Raw genomic sequence first — 18,048 nt, 5'->3', positions numbered from 1 at the left:
TTACGGATCGAACCGACGTCGGCGCGCGGCCCGAGCGGGAACGGTGAGAGAAGGCATGACCCTGATGATGAAGCGGTCGAAATGAGGAGCAGTGAATGCCACACCGCCACTGTCGAATTCGTACAACAGCCCTCGGTCCAACAACGATCGGCGGGTCTGCGAACACTGTGTAACCGTGCGGTCGAGCATTCGGGCGATATCGCTCTCGTGCTGCGGATCGGAACCGGCCTCGGCCATCGCCCGCAGATACGAGCGATCCAGATCAGTTGTCGGACCGAACTTTCTGGCGAAGAACGTGGCGTCGAGCGCCTTGCAATACTGCGCCGACGCGGCAGCAACATCCTGCGCGCTGATCGTGTTGCCGGCCTTGTTGGACCAGACCGCACCACCGAGTTCCTGCAGGAAGTAAGGGTACCGGCCGGTGAGTTCGACGGCGGCATCCAACGCGGCTTCCTCGAACTCCACTCCGAGTGCAGCCGCCGGTTCGCTCAGGACACGCCGGGAGTCTGCGTCCGTCAAGGCACCCAGGGCAGGGAACTCGAAGATCCGCTTGGCGTAGCGCTCGATCTCTTCGGTCAGGCCCGCGCGCGGTAAACCTGCCCCCACCAACGTAATCGGCAATTCACGCAGGAACGGTCGGTGAAATGCCGAGACCAATGCAGCGTATTGAGTCTGCGACAAGAGCTGGATTTCGTCGACTGCTATCACCACACCTCGCGAGTTCTCGAGTGCGGCGTCACCCATTGCCAAGATCACCTGAGTCAGGTCGGCGGCCAGATCACCACTGTCCGCTACTCCATCAGCGGTTGCGACGTCCCACTTGGCCATCATCGAGCCGTCTGCACCGCGTCCGAAGGACTGCAGGACCGCGGCTGCGCGAGTGGCAGCCTTGCCCCACCGTGAGCGGGGTGAGAGTCCGAGTAGTGCTCCACGCAATTCGAAGGTGAGTTGACGGCGAAACGCGTCGTCCTCGCGTTTGCTCACCTCGATATCGATGATCACCCAGTTCCGTGCACGTGCCTTCTCCACGCAATCGCGCAACAGTGCCGTCTTGCCCACCCCGCGTAGCCCGACAACGAGCATCGAACGCATGGATCGTTGCCGCTCCAACCCGGTAAGCAACGCGTCGAACAAGCCTTGTTGTTGGGTTCGCCCGATCAACGCCTGCGGTCTTTCCCCCGCGCCAGGGGTGTACGGATTGCTTGTCCCCACCATGACGACGCCCCCCTCGAGTTCCCCCACCGACACGAGCGCACCCCGCTCCTCGCGGAACGGGGTGCGCTTGTCTTCTACCTGCTGTTGCTACTTGCCCGATTCCGCGGCGCGAAGGTCTTTGCGCAGAATCTTGCCTGCCGCGGACTTCGGCACGATATCGATGAATTCGACCTTGCGCACCTTCTTGTGCGGCGATACGCGCTCGGCGACGAAGGCCATCACGCCGTCCGCGTCGATCTTCGCGTCGGCCTGCAGCACGACGAATGCCTTCGGAACCTCTTCGCCTGCTTCGTCGATGACTCCGATGACGGCCGCGTCGGCGATATCCGGGTGCGTCAGCAGTAGCGCTTCCAGCTCTGCGGGCGGCACCTGGTAGCCCTTGTACTTGATCAGTTCCTTCAGGCGATCGACGATGTACACGACGCCCTCGGCATCGACGACGGCGATGTCGCCGGTGTGCAGATAACCGTCGGCGTCAAGTGTTTCGGCTGTCGCCTCGGGGTTGTTGAGGTAACCGACCATGACGTTCGGGCCCTTGACCCACAGCTCGCCGGGCTCCGAGCGCCCCTCGGTCGGAAGAGCGATCTCTTCGAGTGTCCCCGGGTCGACGATCTTGTTGACGGTGTTCGCCAGCGGCAACCCGACCGAACTCAGCGGCATGTCGTCGCGGTCGAATGGAATGGCATGGCTGACGGGGCTGAGCTCGCTCATCCCGTAGCCCTGACGAACTCGCGTATTCAGACGCTTCGCGACGGCCTTGCCGAGCTCCTCGTCGAGCGGGGCAGCACCGGAGAAGATGGTGTGCACGCTCGAGAGGTCGTACTGGTCCACCAGTGGATGCTTGGCCAGCGCCACGGCAACGGGTGGTGCGATGAAGAGGTAGGTGAGCTTGTTGTCCTGGATTATGCGCAGGAATTCGACGAGGTCGAATTTCGGCATCGTGACCAGACGAGCACGCAGTTTCAACGCGATGTTGAGCAGAACGGTCAGCCCGTAGATGTGGAAGAACGGCAGCAGTGCGAGGATCGCGTCGTCGGTGTCGATGCCGACGCGAGGCTCCATCTGGGCAACGTTCGCCACGAGGTTGCGGTGCGTCAGAATCACGCCCTTCGGGACACCGGTCGTGCCCGAGGAGTACGGCAGCACGGCGATATGTGTCGACGGATCGAACGACACCTCCGGCGCGGGCGCGCCCTGCGTGAGGAGGTCCCGCAGACTGGGGTGGCCCTCTGCACCGTCGAGAACGATGATGTGATCGTCCGCCATTCCGACCTTCTCGGCTGCGACCTTGGCCTGCGGGTACAGCGGTGAGACGGTGAAGAGGAACTTCGCGCCGGAGCCGGTGAGCTGCTTGGCGATGTCCTCGGCCGTGTAGAGCGCGTTGATCGTCGTCGCGGTACCACCTGCGCGAAGAATGCCGTGCAACACCGAGGCGAACGCGGGGATGTTCGGCGAGTGCAGCGCTACGACGTCGCCGAGTTCGAGACCGCGGGCTGCGAGGGCTCCGGCGATGCCGTCGATCTGCCCGATGAGAGCCTTGTAGGTGGTGACTGCTCCGGAGCTGCCGTCGACGAGCGCAGGCTTGTCGAGATCAGCCTCCGCGATGGACCCGAACAGATAGTCGTAGACACTGAGGTTCGGGATCTCGACATCGGGAAAGGGGCTGTTGAAGCTCATGGCTCTCCTTCGAACACGCTTACGGCAGATGCTCGAAATCCTACAGTGAACCCCGTCACAACGGGTGATAGACCCATTCGAAACCGACTGTCGGCCACACCGATCAGTCGTCGATGAGATGCTCGAACGCTGCCAGATTGGTCAACGGTTCTCCACGCGAAACACGCCATGCCCATTCACGTTTGATGGATTCGGCGAAACCGAGTTCGAGCAGAACATTGAAGTCACCGTCGGCAGCCTCGAGAATTTGGCCCAGCACTCGGTCGATCTCGTCCCCGGTCACCGCGTGCAGCGACATTCCACCGACGAGGTAGATGTCGCCTACTTTGTCGATCGTGTAGTGAACTCCGTACATTCTCCGGTTGCGTCGGAGGAGGTACTTGTAGACGCCTTCGAAGTTCTCGTCGGGCTTGCGGCACACGAATGCCTCGATGCGAACACCGTGACGACCGACAGTGAGCATCGTCGCGGTCTTGAGCTTGCGCTCCCCCGGCAACTCGACGATGAAGGAATTGTCGTTCTTGCGTTGATATTCGAGTCCGCGCTCGGTCAAGACCTCGTCGATGAGAGTGATCGTGTCGCTCATGCCGTGACGGCTCCTGTTCGTCGTAGTTTCCAGAGTCCCCGTGATCGGCGCGGCGAGAATTCACTCGGCGCTTCATGGCGATCGAAGTGGAACTTGGCGGCCCGGTAGCTCTCCATGAGGCCTTCGGCGGTGCGCTCCCACGAGAAGTCTGCGGCGTGAATCGGCGCGGCAGATGCCATGCGCGCGAGCGCAGTACGGTCGCGCAGCATGTTTCCCAATGCAGTAGCCCAGTCCTCGGTGCGGTGACCCTGTACCAACACACCGGTCTCGCCCGATCGGACCGCGACACCGAGACCGCCTACATCGGCGGCAATCACCGGGGTTCCGCATGCTTGCGCTTCGATGGCAACCAATCCGAACGATTCGTTGTAACTCGGAACGGCTACCACATCAGCGGCGCGATAGATCTGCGCGAGCTTCTCCGAACGCTGTGGCGGCAGAAACGTCACACGCGCCGAAATGCCCAGTACAGCAGCAAGTTCGATGAGACTGTCGGGCCGGTCCAGACCGCTACCCGACGGTCCACCGACCACGAGAATTCGAAGCGGCACACCCGGGTCACGTGCGAGAAGCTCGGCGGCTGCCCGGAGCAGCACGTCGGGTGCTTTGAGCGGTTGGATCCTGCCGACGAACGCGACGACAGTCTCGCTCGGGTCGATTCCGAACTCTGCGCGGGCTGCCTTTTTGTCATCTGGTCGGTACCTGCTCAGATCGGCGCCGGGCGCAACGACGTCGATCGAATCCGGTGATGCCCCGTAGATGTCGATGAGCTGCTGGGCCTCTCCCGAGGTGTTGGCGATCAACCGATCAGCCTCGGCCACGACCTGTTGTTCACCGATCTGCCGGGCTGCTGGTTCCGGTGAGTCACCAGCGGCCATCGATGCGTTCTTGACGGCGGCGAGCGTATGAGCGGTATGCACCAACGGCACACCCCATCGGTCGCGCGCAAGCCAACCGACTTGTCCGGATAGCCAGTAGTGGGAGTGAACGAGGTCGTAGTACCCGATGTCGTGACGCGCTTCTTCGCGAAGTACACCTGCCGCGAATGCGCACAACTGGGTCGGCAGATCCTGCTTGTCCAGGCCCTCGAACGGCCCGGCCACGATGTTGCGCACCAGAACACCTGGTGCTGCCTCGGTGACAGGTTCGTCGGCCGAGGACGTCGCCCGGGTGAAGATCTCCACCTCGACGCCGCGCTTGGCCAGCTCTTTGGCGCTCTGAAGCACATAGACATTCATGCCACCGGCATCACCCATGCCGGGCTGTGCCAGTGGAGAGGTATGCAGTGACAGCACCGCAACCCGGTTCAACTGGCGACCACTCACCGTTCCAGTTTGCACTCCCCCACAGTACGGACGTTCACAGACCCTCGATGAAGGCCCCGACCTCCGCCACGAAACGAGCAGGGTCGGTAACGAACGGACCGTGGTCGACACCCTCCCAATACGACTCGGTGACCTTCGGGATCAACGATGCAGCGTGTCGTCCGGACGAGACGTCGACGACCGTATCGGCGGTTCCGTGCAGGACGAGGGCCGGCACCCCGAGGCTGCTCAGAAGATCATCGTGGGAGGCCGTCCGGTCGAACAATGCGGCCCGGACGCGAGGGGGTGTCGCGAGAGTGAGCCCGAAGAGTTGCTGTGCCTGCGCTCCCTTCCCCTCGACCGGGCCGGTGAGTGCATTACCGAAGCTACCGAGTGCGCGAATGGCGACGCTCGGCACCTCCGACATCGCATCTGGGATCGCCGCGCGCATCGAACTCCCGACCTTTCCGCCGGCTTCCCCTCGGCCGATACCGGTGATCGCGCCCACGAGGACGACCCCCGCCGTCGCCTCGCTCCCGTGTTCGGCGAGGTAGTCGCAGATCACGAGACCGCCGTAGGACCAGCCGAGTAGAACGGCATTCGCCGCTACTGCCTCCGCGGTGAGGACTGCGTGGACGTCACCCGCCCAATTGAGGGGGTCCGCGTAACCGTCGGCGGGCGCGTCCGAATACCCATGTCCGCGCAGATCCACGGCAATCAACCGATACGAGTCGGCCAACCCGTTCAACACGCCCTCACCCCAGCACGCCGAGGACTGCGCCCAGCCGTGCAGCAATATCAACGGCCGAGCGGCAGGATCACCGGAAACTCGGTAGACGATGTTGGTGCCGTCGATGCTGCATGCCTGCCGAACCTCACTCGTTGCCATGGCGCCCATTGTCGCCGAGAGCAGGGCCCGACTCGGCAGCGGCCCAACGCCCGTTCAGGCTGCGGCCCGACGCATGGAGGCGAGCGGATCGGAGTACACCGAACTGAGCGAGACCACTGCTGCCGCGAACTCTTGAACCTTGCTGCCGAAGCCGGTGATGCGAATGTCCCTACGCGGCAACGTCGATGATCGCGAGAACGCCGATGCGACGTGTGGGATTCCGGCGGGATACTCAGTGAAAGCCTGGCCACCGAGCAAAACCCGATCCGGGTTGAAGAGATCACGCAACAACCCGACGGTCTTGCCGAGCGCCTGCGCTCGCTCGGTCAGCACCTCCTGCGCTCCGAGCGATCCGTTCTGTGCGAGTTGATGCAGCGTCGCAACCGACCGGCGTGGCTCGGCCGCCGTCAACACACCTCGCTCGACGGCCGCCGCTACGACGGCTCGGTCGCTGACGGTGGCTTCGAGGCATCCGCGACTGCCGCAGAAGCACTGCGCATTCGATCCGGTCGGCACATGTGCGATCGATCCCGGGCCGGTCGACGGAGTGTGGACGCGTCCGTCGATGGTCAGCGCGATTCCAGCGGTTTCACGGGCGTAGAAGTACAGACTCGTTCCGGTCGTGACCTCGGCGGTCCGCACCGGCGCCAGCAACAGCTCCGATGCGGCCATGGCTTCGACGTGCCCTGACACGGACACCGGAAGCCCCAACCCCCCACCGATGATCGTCCCGACCTGAGCGCCTTCCCAACCCAGTCGTGGATGATCGACCGAGCCGGTCGCCGTATCGACGCGACCACCCACGGCAACTCCCACCCAGAGTGGGGTGCGGCGATGCCACCGCGCGGCGAAAGCACCTGCGCTACGGGTGATGGACGCAAGTGCAGCCGGCGCCGACCCTGGAGGCGTCGAGATCTCGACAGCGCCGAGAATGCGACCACGCAAGTCGCTGATGACGACTTTGGTGACCACGGCACCGATGTGAATTCCGATGGTGGCGTATGGCTCGTGGTTGATCTCGAACGGTATCCGCGGACGTCCGACGGCACCGGAGGCGGTGAGGTCTGCTCGTTCACGAAGAAGTCCGACGCCAAGCAGTGCGGATACTTGCCGGTTGACGGTTGCGATGCTCAATCCTGTTGCACGAGCGGCACTATCGCGTGAGATCGGACCTTCCGCGGAAGCGACACGAAGGACCGATGCAGCGGGGTTGTCCGCGATCCGAAGATCCGGAGCAACGACCTGCACACCCGTCCTCGGCGGTGCGGGCGAACGCACGAGTGTGGGAGTGGATCGAGCGTTGCGCCGCAATGGAATCGGCGGCGAGGTAGGCAAAATAGCGATAGCCACAGTGTTCGGTCCTCAGCAGTAGACCCGTCTTCGCGAGACAGGTGGTGCATGAAACTCGAGGCAGAAAACACGCAATACGACGCGATTCAGCCCGGCGAGTGCGGAAACTAGCGGGAGGTTCCGAGACCGGGACAACACAGTTCCCTGGGAAGTGGCAGCCGAGAACCCAGGGCGGCGGTCACATAGGTGACCCGCAATGCATGGGTGAGGCTTGCGGACATGTGGGCAAAATTAGCACTGCACGGCCACTTCACCAATCCCGGGTCCCGTATGCAGGCGAAATCGGCGTCTAGAATCGATGCATGACATTGTCCGAACACATTTCGCCCGACGCTCGCATCGCCGTCGTCACCGGCGCAAGCTCGGGAATCGGCGAAGCCACTGCTCGCCAACTCGCCGCCCAGGGATACCACGTCGTCATTGGGGCACGTCGCCTCGACCGACTCGAAGCGGTTGCCGACGAAATCGGCGGCACCGCACTGGAACTCGATGTGACAGACGAGGATTCGGTGGCCGCGTTCACCGCAGTCATCCCCAGGGTTCACGTGCTGATCAACAATGCCGGCGGCGCCAAAGGTCTGGCACCTGTCATCGATGCCGACCTCGAGGACTGGCGCTGGATGTGGGAGACCAACGTTCTGGGGACCCTGCGCATCACCAAGGCGCTACTGCCCAAGTTGATCGAATCCGGCGACGGACTCGTGGTGACCATCACCTCGGTTGCGGCCTTCGAGGCGTACGACAACGGATCGGGATACACCTCGGCCAAGCACGCACAGGCGGTCCTGCATCGCACGCTGCGCGGCGAACTGCTGGGCCAACCCGTCCGCCTGACCGAGGTCGCACCGGGTGCGGTCGAGACCGAGTTTTCGCTGGTGCGATTCGATGGTGACGAGGCCAAGGCCGACGCGGTGTACCAGGGAATCACCCCGCTCGTTGCGCAGGACATCGCCGAGGTGATCGGCTTCGTGGCGTCGCGTCCGTCTCATGTGAATCTGGACCAGATCATCATCAAACCCCGTGATCAAGCGGGTCCTGGACGCTTTTCACGCACGTAGCCCTCCCTAGCCGGGCCCGGTAGCTAGCTTGCCGGGACCGGCGCCGGAACTGCTGCTCCGACGGGCAATTCGGACATCGACTGCCACGTCGGCCAGTCGATAGCCCAGTCGTACAGGTCTCCGTCCGCGGCGGAGAGGTCGATGCGCGTACCCGTGACCTCCACCGGGTCGCCGTACATCGCCGTAGCGAAGTATTGCTGAGCATCGGCGTCCGAGAGGTTGATGCAGCCGTTGGTGACGTTGGATGCGCCCTGAACTCCAGTGGTCAGCGGGTTGGCGTGAATGAACTCGCCGTTGTTGGAAATCCGCACTGCCCAGCGTTCGCGCACGTTCTCGTAGAACGGCGGATTCGACATGAGAAAGTCCTCGTGCTTCTCGGTCACCACATGGATACCGCTGCGCGTCACATTGCGTTCTTCGTCGCCCTCGCCGTAGCTGACGGGAATGTCCATGATGGTCTCACCGTCACGGACGACCTGCATGCGGTGACTGGCGGCATCGGCTTTCACCACCTGACTGCGCCCGACAGTGAAGTCGATGGACACATCGTCGGCGCCGTACGCGCCGTCGCCGTAATCCAAGCCGTACAGTTTTGCCTCGACCGATACGGCGGTGCCGGGCGCCCAGTAGTTCGTCGGACGCCAGTGCACGCGCGAGCCGTTGTCATCGGGGAACCAGGCCCAGGCACCGGGCGTCGGCGGGTTGGTCGTGACCGTCAATGCCTTCTCGACCGCGGCCTTGTTCTCGATCGCCGAATCGAACTGCAGAATGACCGGCGCCGCGATGCCCACCTCTTGGCCGTCACCGATGTTGGTGCTGACCGAAGTACGACTGTCGGGCTCGACCGTGGTGAAGCCTGCCTCGACGGCGACGGACTTATCGTCGGTGCCGACGGCAGTGCCCGCCCAGCTGTAGGTGATGCCGTATCCGAGCGGCTCGGTGACGGCATAGGACGTCTTGTCCGGCGCAAGGACACCTTGAACTACTTTGCCGTCTTCGTTGGTGAGCGTGACCTCGCCCAGCGTCCCGTTCTTCACCGACACCGAAATCGGCGCGATAGGACTGACGTCCTCGGCACCGTCGGCGGGAGTCGAGGATACTTCGGCGACGGGAGCCGCCTCGGCTGCCGGCGCTCCGTTGGAGGAGCCCGCGTCGTTACCGCCTATGGTGCAGCCCGAAACCAATGCCGCCAATGCTGCGAAAACCGTGATCAACCACAGCAATCGCGTTCGATTTGTCCGTTCTACCTGCGTATGCACGCTTTCCAACGTACCCGCGGAAATCGCGGTCCGACCTATCCGAGCCGCCGGTGCGGCCAGATTCACATCGAATTCACTTCGGCCCGAACCGTCAGTCGAGCTTTCTCGTCCTCAGCTCGTGCCCATTCGATGTCAGGCAGCGTCCGGTGTCGAGGTTCCAGTCCCACCCGTGCAAATTGCAGGTCAGCTTGTTGCCCTCGACGATTCCGAACTTCGACAGATCTGCCTTCAAGTGCGGGCACCGACGCTGGATCTCGTAGCCGTCCTTGACGATGGTCGCGGTGTCGTCGTGTGCTTCGGCGAACCAACCGTCCGCGTACGCAATACGCTCGTCCGTCAAGCATTTGAAGAATGTGTACAGAAACTCGTTGTATCCGCCGACTCGGCGAGCCCGGAAGCGTGTGGACAGGAAAATCGAGTTGACCCAATCGGGCTCCTCGTCACGCACGGCTGTGCGAACCAGTTCGGGCGCGATGGTGAAGCTGTAGCGGAACCGTTCCTTCACGATCGGCTCACGCACGATCCGTTTCGGAAAATCGAGTACGACGGTTTCCTCGCCGAGCATCATCGCAACCGGGTAGCCGATGCCATCGCAGATCTGATCGGACTGAATCATGATCGGTTCGAACAAGGCGCGAAGCGGCTCGAGCAACAGCTCACCCTCAGCCGGAGCCCAGGCAGCTTTCTCGGCGGCGATGACCCCGGCTTGACGCTGGGCATACGCCTCGATGTAGTCGGCCTTTCCGGTGGTGAAGATCGCCTCGACCTCGTCGACCGGAATCGGATGCTCATGCGCGAGCAACTCACTGCCGTCGAAGGTCGAGGTGGTTCCCGGCATCATCAACAAACCCTTGTCGTGGCCGTTGCGACGCATCTGGTCGAGGAAGACCATCTGGTCCGGGAAGATGTTCGACGGATCTTCGTAGACGTCGTTGAGGAACCGCAACTCGTCGTCGAGAAAGCACGGGGGCCCAGCGGACGGGATGACCCAGGTGGCGTCGATCTGCTCGATGTACTGACGCGCACGGTCCATCTGACGCTGACGCTTCTGTTCACCGAACGTTCGCTTCGCGCGCTCGACCATGTCGTAGACCATCGGGTACCAGATTGCGCCGGAGTACTGCAGCATGTGCACGTCCACGTGCCCGAACTGCTCGGTGAGGACATCGAGGTCGACCGGCCGCGCGTCGTTCATGTTGAACGCGACGGTCTTGCCGTCGGACACCACGAGTCCCGAGTCACCGATGGGGCCGTCCGCGGGTGCGCGGAGCGCGATGATCATGATGTCCAGGTCGCCCTTGGGGCCGGACACCGTGTGCTTCACCGACGTCGTGGTCTCGAAGAATTTATGGAAACCGAGCTTCTCGAGTTCGTGCCGAAGGTCCGGGACCGGGTAGTCCGGCAACAGCACGGTCGTGTCCTTGTTGACGTGCTCGGCCAGGTTCTTCGGGTCGAAGTGATCCTTGTGCAGATGCGAGACGTAGAGGTAGTCACAGTCGCCGAGAACGTCCCAGTCCAGCTGCGAGTTGTCGGGGAAAGGGAACCACGAGGTGAAGTAGGCGGGGTTCACCCACGGATCGCACAGAATGCTGCCGGCATCGGTCTGAATATGAAATCCGGCATGCCCGACGCTTGTGACCTGCAAAGAATTACTCCTCTTTCATGCGTGGTACCCACAGCCTGCACTCCCGCAGCTGCCGTGGATCAGAACTCCCATGTAACTGCTTCGATGGTAGGCCGAGTGAACAGGTCAGTTCAGCGAGCAACCGACCAAATCGCATTCGGGGACGAGGGTGATGCCGAACTCGGCTTCGACTCCGTCGCGAATATGTGATGCGAACGCCATGACATCCGCAGTGCGTGCACCGCCCCGGTTGGTGACGGCCAGCACGTGTTTGGTCGACAGCGAGACGGTCCCTGCACCGAATTCACGGCCGTACCCGTGCGCGAAGCCTGCGTTCTGGATGAGCCATGCAGCGTGCACCTTGATACCCGACGGGTCGGGGTACTGCGGAGCGCGCGCTGCCTTGGCCGGAACCTCGGTCAGCACCGGGTTGAGAAAAAATGATCCGACACTCCAGGTGTCGTGGTCCTCGGCGTCGAGGACCATGCCCTTCTGCCCGCGCAGATCCAACACTGCTTCACGGACTTCCTTGGCTGCGACCGTGTCGCCGATGCTCACCCCGAGTCGGTCGGCGAGCCCCGCATACCGGACCGGATCCGAGGATTCGGACCGACGAAGCTTCATCGTGGTATCGAGAATGACGTACCTGCTCGAGTGCTTGAACACCGATTGGCGATGCAATCCGAACCCACACCGATCCGGCGACCAGGTTGCTCTCTCACCGGTCTCGCGGTCGTAGACGGTCAAGCTCGCCAACACGTCCGACGTCACCGTGCCGTACGCGCCGACGTTCTGCACGGGCGTCGCACCGGAAAGACCGGGGATCCCCGAGAGCGCTTCGAGTCCGGCCAATCCCTCGTCCAGCGAGGCGGCCACCACCGAATCCCACGACGTCCCTGCAGCGACCCAGAGCGACTCGCCGTCGATTCGCGTCCCCGACGTCTCGACCTTGACGACCAGTCCGTCGAACCCGTCGTCACCGACAACGAGGTTCGATCCTCCACCGACGAGCAGCACAGGCGTCCCCGACGCATCGGCATCCTGGACCAGGGAGACAAGCTCGTCACTGCTGGCGGCGACGGCGAACTCACGAGCCGGGCCGCCGACACGCATCGTGGTGAGCTCGGAAATTGCGGTAGGCACGGGAACCCAGGGTACCGGTCTCACATGTACGTCCGAGCCACCCGGTAATCTCCGCGTATGCCTCGCCCCATCGCGCACAGCGCGTCCGTTCCCGCACCCGTCGACAAGGTGCACGCCGCGCTCGTGTCCGAGCAGTACTGGAAAGACCGTATCGAGGAGATCGGCGGCCCCAGCGCACGCCTGGTCAGCGTGCATGCGATCAACGGGACGATCAGCGTCGTCATGTCCCAATCCATCCCGGAAGAGGAACTGCCCGCTGCCGTCACCGCATTCAAGAAGGGCCCGCTCGTCATCGAGCGCACCGAATCCTGGGGCCCGATCGGCGGAAACCGCGCCGAAGGCAAATTCGGTGCCACGGTCGAGGGGGCTCCCGCCGCAGTCTCCGGAACCACGCTGCTCGAAGGAAACGCCGAGGCGTCGACCATGTCGTTGTCCGGCACCACAGAGGTGAAGGTTCCGATCTTCGGCGGAAAGATCGAAGCCATGATCAGCGAGCAAGTTCTCTCGCTCATCGACAACGAGCACGGATTCACCGCGAAATGGATCGCCGAAAACCTGAGCTGACCGGACATACCGGCGGGTAGGCACCCTGGCCAGGCCCGCCGACGAAGCCGGTACCCTGTTGCACTATGGCTCGCCGCATGAACTACTCAGCCCGGTTCACCCACTCCACCGAGCAGGTGTACGCCGCGTTGTCCAGCCGCGATCACTGGGACGCTCGTATCGAGGAGATGAAGAAGTACTCCCACAACGAGCTGAAAAGCTTCGAGGTCGGAGACGGGGGAATCGACATCGTGATGCACCACATCATTCCGCGGACCGAACTGCCGGACATCGCGCAGACAGTCCTCAAAAAGGACATGATCATCACCCGAAACGTGCACTTCGATCCATTCGGCGAAACCACATCGGGCAAATACGATGCCTCCATCCCGGCCGGCCCCGGCAGCCTGAAAGGTTCCACCTCACTGTTCGCAACCGAAGCCGGATCCACCCTTCGAACCTCCTCGGAAGCCAAAGTCTTCCTGCCGTTCATCGGTAGCAAACTCGAGCAGCTCATGCTGGTCAACCTCATCGACCTGTGGCGCGGTGAAGGCGAAGTGACAGCCGACTGGCTTGCGCAGAACTCCTGACCACCACAGCCGTTCCGCAGGCTCCACTCCTGCTTTTCATGGTCGTTCCGCAGGCTCCACTCCTGCTCACCCGGGTCGTTCCGCAGGCTCCACTCCTGCTCACCCGGGTCGTTCCGCAGGCTCCACTCCTGAAGGCGTCATAACCAGAGGCACTACCGGAATCAACCGACTCCGTCGCAGCGATCGGTGGCTCACCCACAGCGCGGCCGTGCGGCACACGCTCGTCGAGGCAACCGATCCGCTCGTCGTCGATCTCGGCTACGGAGCTCGACCGGACACCACTCTGGAAATGGCCCGTCGCTTACGCACGATCCGGCCCGATCTGCGCGTCACCGGACTCGAAATCGATCCCGCTCGCGTGGTGGACTCGGTCGAGGGGGTGAATTTCGCCCGCGGCGGCTTCGAAATGGCAGGGCTCCGTCCTAACCTCGTTCGCGCATTCAACGTGCTTCGGCAGTATCCCGAAGAAGCTGTGCCCGAAGCCTGGTCACGCATTCTGTCCGGACTCGCGCCCGGCGGACTGCTCGTCGACGGCACCTGCGACGAGCTGGGCCGACGCTGTGCATGGGTCCTGCTCGACGCTCACGGACCGATCTCGTTGACCCTCGCATGGGATCCGTTCACCGTGGCCATGCCCTCGGATATCGCCGAGCGGTTACCCAAAGTGCTCATTCACCGCAATATCCCAGGCGAACCCATTCACCGATTACTCCAGGCCGCAGACCGCGCCTGGTCGACGGCTGCGCCGTTGGCACCGTTCGGACCGCGGGTGCGGTGGCACGCCGCGCTGAGACAGCTCGCCGTCAATGGAGTACCGACGGTGCCTCCCCGTCGACGGATGCGGGACAACGTTCTTACGGTGCCGTGGGACCTCGTGCGGCCCAACACCTAGATACAGGCGGAGAGAGCCAATTCGATGCGCTCGGAGACACGGTCGGATCCAGCAGTAGCTTCCTGATACAACGCTCCTGCGTCGACGCGACCGATGGCAACAGCGTCACCGACGACCTCGTCGAGGGTTATCTGGGAAATTCCGCCTCCCGCAAGGTCGAGGACCGTGCGGATCGGCGTCGTGAGCCTGAAGGTGCCCGTCGACTCGAAGTCGTGAGGTGCGAGTTGGAGCCGATGAACGGCCAGGCGGGTGTCGGTGAGACGAAGATCGGTGAACGCGGATACGTGTACGAACTGCGGATGCAGGTGACCGAATCCGTGTAGTTCCGCCGCACTCTGATGCGAGATGACGGCATCGCCGCCGAACCACGCGCACCACATTGCGAACTTTTCGAGGTCGCTTCGCGGCCAATCGCTGAGCCGACAGAGGTTGCGCTCGACTCGCATCCAATCACCGGCGACGAAGTTGGCGTGGAGCGCCGAGCGACCGAACCCGAGACCTTCGGCCTGTTCGGTGGTGAAATATCCGTCCTGACTCGCCGCGAGACGACGGAGTTCGGCGGCGCTTCCTTCTATCGTGCTCATGCACTAGACAGTACGTCAAGGTGTGTTGCAGATCACAAAAATGCGCGGCGGATTGCGTCGACGTTTCACTTCCATGTCCTCCGACTCGCCGCATCGGCCGGATTCACAGAGCTCTTTCAGATTCTTCGGGAAGACTGCTCCGAATGACACGAAGCAAAACTCCCTTGATCTTGGTGCTCGTTGCCGTCCTGGTGGTCGCGGCGCTGCTCGGCGGAGAACTGTTCTTCCGTCAGCAGATCAAGTCCTGCCTGGCAGGCCAGCTCGAAAGTGAGATCGGCAGTCAGGTCGATGTCGGCCTCGGCTGGAAGCCGATACTGGTCTCGCTGATCGACAAGCAGGTCTCCTCGGTGACCCTGGACAGCGACGACGCACGGTTCGGGCCTGCCGAAGGCATGACAGTGCACGCCGAGGTCAACGACGTGAACCTTCAGCAGAGCGCGGACAGCAACGGCACGATCGGCTCGTCGAGCGCGGACATCGACTGGTCCACAGCCGGGATCGCGTCGACGCTGCAGTCGCAGGGCATCGGCGCGCTCGTCACCGGCGTGACAAGCGATGCAAGTGCGGGCACGTTGGCCTTCGCAGTCGGCGGCCTTGCGGAGCTGACCGTCAAGCCGGTCGTCTCAGGTGGCCGCGTGGACGTCCAGACCGTCGGCGCGTCGATTCTGGGACTCGGAATCCCAACCGATCTGGTGGACAGCATCGTCGGGGTTCTGTCGGACAGCTTGCAGCAGTACCCACTCGACATGGCACCGACCTCGCTGACCGTCACCGACTCCGGCATCGAACTCACTTTGCAGGGAGATCAGTACACCCTCCCGCCCGTTTCGGCGGACCAGACCCAGCAGACGCCCGAGGGCTGCTCCTTGATCGCCTGACCTGGAGTGGGGGGGGGGGGCCGCCCCCCCCCCCCCCCCCCGCGGCCCCCCCCCCCCCCCCCGGGGGGGGGGGGGGGGGCCCCCCCCCCCCCCCCCCCACTACTGCGTCACTCGGCCGAATTCGCCAGACGTTCGAAGCCTGGTCCGGTGACATCGGCAAGAGCCGAAGTTCGGCCGGTGAGAACGAGCATCAGCGATGCCGCCGGACCTTGAACAGTAAGTCCGCTGCCGAAGGTCCAGTCGAGGTCGGTGGCCTTCCAGTGCAGTGTGGCGTCCGGGATCGGAAAGATGCCGCGTGAAGGTGTACTCGTGATGAAGTCGAGTACCGCGACCTGACGTTCGTCGGTAATCCGATGCACGAGGTGCAACGGACGGCGGATGTCGTAGCCGTGCACGACTACGTCGGTGAGTGGCGCCAGCGGGCCGTTGCCCGGTGGGGTGAATCGACTGTCCGCATTCCGAGAAAGCAGTTCGGGGAGTCGTGTCGAGTACCGTCGGCCGACACCTCTCGCCATGAGTTGATTTGCGCGGTGGAAATTTCCACGCGCTCTCACCATCGTCAACCCGAACTTCCAGACTGGGGTAACCAACGGCACGACAAGATGCGCGACAACGTCTTTCACTGTCCACTCGCTGCACAGCGACGGAGTCGCCCACTGCTCAGAACTGAGATCCCACACCGTTGCAGCCAAAGCCCGACGCTCCTCCGCAATCGCGGAAAAAATCTCGTCGGCGCTACTCATCTTCGGAGGATAAGCCGATAAGGCCCGATAGCTACCGAACTTCGACGAAGTTTCGAGAAAACCGGACTCAGAGACCGTCCAACACTGCTCGCGTCCCGGACAGACCCAATCGCGTTGCACCTGCTTCGACCATGGCCAACGCCGCCTCGGTCGTCCGTATACCGCCGCTGGCTTTCACCCCGAGCCTGCCCCCTACGGTGGCGGCCATCAACTTCACTGCCTCGACACTAGCGCCTCCGGCGGGATGGAAGCCGGTGGAGGTCTTGACGAAATTGGCGCCCGCTCTCTCCGCCGCCACACAGGTTTCGACGATCGCTTCCTCGGACAGTGCGGCCGATTCGATGATGACCTTCAGGATCGCCGAAGATCCGATGGCTTCACGAACCGTCAGAATGTCGGCGAGCACCGCGTTGTAATCTCCCTCGACCGCCGCACCTATGTCGATCACCATGTCGATCTCGCGGGCGCCCTGATCGACTGCCAGTCGTGCTTCCGCCCCCTTGACGAGGGAATGATGCTTGCCGGACGGAAATCCGGCCACGACGGCGGTCACCAAACCTTCAGCGTGGATGGGCAGCATCGACGGCGAGACGCAGACCGCGAGCACGCCGAGAGCGCGGCCCTCGACAATCAGGGCCTCCACGTCTGCGCGGGTCGCTTCCGGTTTGAGCAGCGTGTGATCGACCATGCGGGCCAGTTCGGCGCGGGTGAGAGACATGGAGGCAAGCCAACCACAGCCCGACGGCCGAGGAGGACTCGCGCGCTGCGCGCACACTGGTGGACACAGCGGTCCGGACCACCTGAGACAATCGAGAAATGAGTTCCGCTGCTGTCGCCGACGACCGTCGCTACGTCCTGTCACTCGGATGCCCCGACCGCACGGGCATCGTCGCCAAGATCTCGACATTCCTCGCCGACGTCGGTGGATGGATCGTCGAGGCCGCGTACCACGCCGATCCCGACACCGACTGGTTCTTCACTCGGCAAGCGGTCCGTGCGTCTTCGGTCGATATGAGCATCGACGAATTACGGGCTCGCTTCGAGGCCGTCGCCGCCGAGATCGGCCCGGAAACAGAATGGACGCTCCATGATTCGGGCGAACGTAAGCGTGTCGTCATTCTGGTCAGCAAGGAAGCCCACTGCCTGCACGACCTGCTGGGGCGCGCCGCCGGCGGCGAGCTGCCCGCCGAGATTTCCGCAGTGATCGGCAATCACAAGTCTCTCGAGTCGGTTGCGACCGCGCACGGCGTTCGGTTCCACCACGTCGAATTCGCCAAGGACCCCGCTGAGCGCGGCCCTGCTTTCGACGAAGTCCGTGACCTCGTCGACTCGTACGACCCACATGCCGTCGTACTCGCCCGGTTCATGCAGGTGCTACCGGAGGAGCTATGCGCCCATTGGTCGGGCCGCGCCCTCAACATCCATCACAGCTTCCTGCCGTCGTTCGTCGGCGCGCGTCCGTATCATCAGGCATTCGCCCGCGGCGTGAAGCTGATCGGGGCAACGTGTCACTACGTGACAGCCGAACTCGACGCAGGCCCGATCCTGGAGCAGGACGTCATCCGCGTCGACCACTCCGACGAGGTCGCGGACATGGTCCGGCAAGGCCGCGACATCGAAAAACTGGTTCTGTCCCGCGGACTGCGCTGGCACCTCGAGGACCGAGTCCTCGTTCACGGCAAGAAGACCGTCGTCTTCAGCTGAGGCCCCGGA

At 63.2% G+C, this 18,048-nt stretch carries 18 protein-coding genes; 6 read left to right on the top strand and 12 right to left on the bottom strand.

The genetic code is table 11. From position 1 onward, the window contains the following. From ABIB36_RS09400 to ABIB36_RS09375, 6 genes are all read right to left on the bottom strand, one after another. Positions 1-1,242 (bottom strand): ATP-binding protein, encoded by a 1,242-nt coding sequence (locus tag ABIB36_RS09400; RefSeq protein WP_143542088.1) that lies wholly within the window; start codon positions 1,240-1,242, stop codon positions 1-3. Positions 1,243-1,302: 60 nt separating this feature from the next. Continuing rightward, entirely contained in the window at positions 1,303-2,892 is a 1,590-nt protein-coding gene (locus ABIB36_RS09395; RefSeq protein ID WP_084346222.1) for an AMP-binding protein, read from the bottom strand. A gap of 103 nt (positions 2,893-2,995) precedes the next feature. After that, on the bottom strand, positions 2,996-3,478 hold the full coding sequence (locus ABIB36_RS09390; protein WP_084346223.1) for a type III secretion system chaperone family protein: 483 nt from the start codon (positions 3,476-3,478) through the stop codon (positions 2,996-2,998). Beyond that, complete coding sequence (gene mshA, locus ABIB36_RS09385) at positions 3,475-4,818, bottom strand: D-inositol-3-phosphate glycosyltransferase (RefSeq protein WP_256895545.1); 1,344 nt, start codon at positions 4,816-4,818, stop codon at positions 3,475-3,477. The genes ABIB36_RS09390 and mshA overlap by 4 nt, the downstream gene beginning before the upstream one ends. Before the next feature lie 19 nt (positions 4,819-4,837). Next, on the bottom strand, positions 4,838-5,671 hold the full coding sequence (locus tag ABIB36_RS09380; protein ID WP_084346396.1) for an alpha/beta fold hydrolase: 834 nt from the start codon (positions 5,669-5,671) through the stop codon (positions 4,838-4,840). Positions 5,672-5,725: 54 nt separating this feature from the next. After that, positions 5,726-7,021 carry an ROK family transcriptional regulator gene (locus tag ABIB36_RS09375; protein WP_084346224.1) on the bottom strand — a complete coding sequence of 432 codons (1,296 nt, stop codon included), beginning with the start codon at positions 7,019-7,021 and terminating at the stop codon, positions 5,726-5,728. Between the two features lie 302 nt (positions 7,022-7,323). Between ABIB36_RS09375 and ABIB36_RS09370 the strand changes: the two genes are divergently transcribed. Continuing rightward, positions 7,324-8,079 (top strand): SDR family NAD(P)-dependent oxidoreductase, encoded by a 756-nt coding sequence (locus ABIB36_RS09370; protein WP_084346225.1) that lies wholly within the window; start codon positions 7,324-7,326, stop codon positions 8,077-8,079. Positions 8,080-8,102: 23 nt separating this feature from the next. On the opposite strand, the gene ABIB36_RS09365 is transcribed toward ABIB36_RS09370, so the two are convergent. The 3 genes from ABIB36_RS09365 to ABIB36_RS09355 all read right to left on the bottom strand — a co-directional run bounded on the left by ABIB36_RS09365 (position 8,103) and on the right by ABIB36_RS09355 (position 12,105). Next, positions 8,103-9,338: a L,D-transpeptidase gene (locus ABIB36_RS09365; protein ID WP_256895546.1), complete on the bottom strand. Its 1,236-nt coding sequence runs from the start codon at positions 9,336-9,338 to the stop codon at positions 8,103-8,105. Positions 9,339-9,429: 91 nt separating this feature from the next. Further along, complete coding sequence (locus tag ABIB36_RS09360) at positions 9,430-10,983, bottom strand: MBL fold metallo-hydrolase (protein ID WP_084346226.1); 1,554 nt, start codon at positions 10,981-10,983, stop codon at positions 9,430-9,432. Positions 10,984-11,088: 105 nt separating this feature from the next. After that, positions 11,089-12,105, bottom strand: coding sequence for a UDP-N-acetylmuramate dehydrogenase (locus ABIB36_RS09355; protein ID WP_084346227.1), 1,017 nt, complete (start codon positions 12,103-12,105; stop codon positions 11,089-11,091). 57 nt (positions 12,106-12,162) lie between these two features. On the opposite strand from ABIB36_RS09355, the gene ABIB36_RS09350 reads away from it, so the two are divergent. From ABIB36_RS09350 to ABIB36_RS09340, 3 genes are all read left to right on the top strand, one after another. Further along, complete coding sequence (locus ABIB36_RS09350) at positions 12,163-12,669, top strand: DUF2505 domain-containing protein (RefSeq protein ID WP_084346228.1); 507 nt, start codon at positions 12,163-12,165, stop codon at positions 12,667-12,669. Between the two features lie 65 nt (positions 12,670-12,734). Further along, the gene (locus tag ABIB36_RS09345; protein ID WP_084346229.1) at positions 12,735-13,238 is read left to right on the top strand and encodes a DUF2505 domain-containing protein; all 504 of its coding nucleotides are present in this window, start codon (positions 12,735-12,737) and stop codon (positions 13,236-13,238) included. 139 nt (positions 13,239-13,377) lie between these two features. Next, positions 13,378-14,130, top strand: a complete 753-nt coding sequence (locus tag ABIB36_RS09340; protein WP_179142258.1) for a class I SAM-dependent methyltransferase — start codon at positions 13,378-13,380, stop codon at positions 14,128-14,130. Here the strand turns inward: ABIB36_RS09340 and ABIB36_RS09335 are convergent. Beyond that, positions 14,127-14,714 (bottom strand): type IV toxin-antitoxin system AbiEi family antitoxin domain-containing protein, encoded by a 588-nt coding sequence (locus ABIB36_RS09335; RefSeq protein ID WP_354563370.1) that lies wholly within the window; start codon positions 14,712-14,714, stop codon positions 14,127-14,129. The genes ABIB36_RS09340 and ABIB36_RS09335 overlap by 4 nt on opposite strands. Before the next feature lie 143 nt (positions 14,715-14,857). Here ABIB36_RS09335 and ABIB36_RS09330 point away from each other — a divergent pair, with 143 nt between their 5' ends. Next, positions 14,858-15,592 (top strand): LmeA family phospholipid-binding protein, encoded by a 735-nt coding sequence (locus ABIB36_RS09330; protein ID WP_179142235.1) that lies wholly within the window; start codon positions 14,858-14,860, stop codon positions 15,590-15,592. 107 nt (positions 15,593-15,699) lie between these two features. On the opposite strand, the gene ABIB36_RS09325 is transcribed toward ABIB36_RS09330, so the two are convergent. Beyond that, on the bottom strand, positions 15,700-16,335 hold the full coding sequence (locus ABIB36_RS09325) for a maleylpyruvate isomerase family mycothiol-dependent enzyme (RefSeq protein WP_084346232.1): 636 nt from the start codon (positions 16,333-16,335) through the stop codon (positions 15,700-15,702). Between the two features lie 67 nt (positions 16,336-16,402). Continuing rightward, positions 16,403-17,053, bottom strand: a complete 651-nt coding sequence (gene deoC / locus ABIB36_RS09320; RefSeq protein ID WP_354563018.1) for a deoxyribose-phosphate aldolase — start codon at positions 17,051-17,053, stop codon at positions 16,403-16,405. 98 nt (positions 17,054-17,151) lie between these two features. On the opposite strand from deoC, the gene purU reads away from it, so the two are divergent. Beyond that, positions 17,152-18,039 carry a formyltetrahydrofolate deformylase gene (purU, locus tag ABIB36_RS09315; RefSeq protein WP_084346234.1) on the top strand — a complete coding sequence of 296 codons (888 nt, stop codon included), beginning with the start codon at positions 17,152-17,154 and terminating at the stop codon, positions 18,037-18,039. The last annotated feature ends 9 nt before the right edge of the window (positions 18,040-18,048 follow it).

Source organism: Rhodococcus sp. UYP9 (assembly GCF_040547235.1).
Classification (GTDB): domain Bacteria; phylum Actinomycetota; class Actinomycetes; order Mycobacteriales; family Mycobacteriaceae; genus Rhodococcoides.
Note: the sequence above shows the minus strand (reverse complement) of the source record. Positions and strands in the feature narration are given on the sequence as shown.

Bases quoted from the DNA above. Each gene is read 5' to 3' on its own strand.
- ABIB36_RS09395 (WP_084346222.1), bottom strand. From the start codon at position 2,892: ATGAGCTTCAACAGCCCCTTTCCCGATGTCGAGATCCCGAACCTCAGT.
- ABIB36_RS09390 (WP_084346223.1), bottom strand. From the start codon at position 3,478: ATGAGCGACACGATCACTCTCATCGACGAGGTCTTGACCGAGCGCGGA.
- ABIB36_RS09380 (WP_084346396.1), bottom strand. From the start codon at position 5,671: ATGGCAACGAGTGAGGTTCGGCAGGCATGCAGCATCGACGGCACCAAC.
- ABIB36_RS09370 (WP_084346225.1), top strand. From the start codon at position 7,324: ATGACATTGTCCGAACACATTTCGCCCGACGCTCGCATCGCCGTCGTC.
- ABIB36_RS09350 (WP_084346228.1), top strand. From the start codon at position 12,163: ATGCCTCGCCCCATCGCGCACAGCGCGTCCGTTCCCGCACCCGTCGAC.
- ABIB36_RS09345 (WP_084346229.1), top strand. From the start codon at position 12,735: ATGGCTCGCCGCATGAACTACTCAGCCCGGTTCACCCACTCCACCGAG.
- ABIB36_RS09335 (WP_354563370.1), bottom strand. From the start codon at position 14,714: ATGAGCACGATAGAAGGAAGCGCCGCCGAACTCCGTCGTCTCGCGGCG.
- ABIB36_RS09330 (WP_179142235.1), top strand. From the start codon at position 14,858: ATGACACGAAGCAAAACTCCCTTGATCTTGGTGCTCGTTGCCGTCCTG.
- ABIB36_RS09325 (WP_084346232.1), bottom strand. From the start codon at position 16,335: ATGAGTAGCGCCGACGAGATTTTTTCCGCGATTGCGGAGGAGCGTCGG.
- deoC (WP_354563018.1), bottom strand. From the start codon at position 17,053: ATGTCTCTCACCCGCGCCGAACTGGCCCGCATGGTCGATCACACGCTG.
- purU (WP_084346234.1), top strand. From the start codon at position 17,152: ATGAGTTCCGCTGCTGTCGCCGACGACCGTCGCTACGTCCTGTCACTC.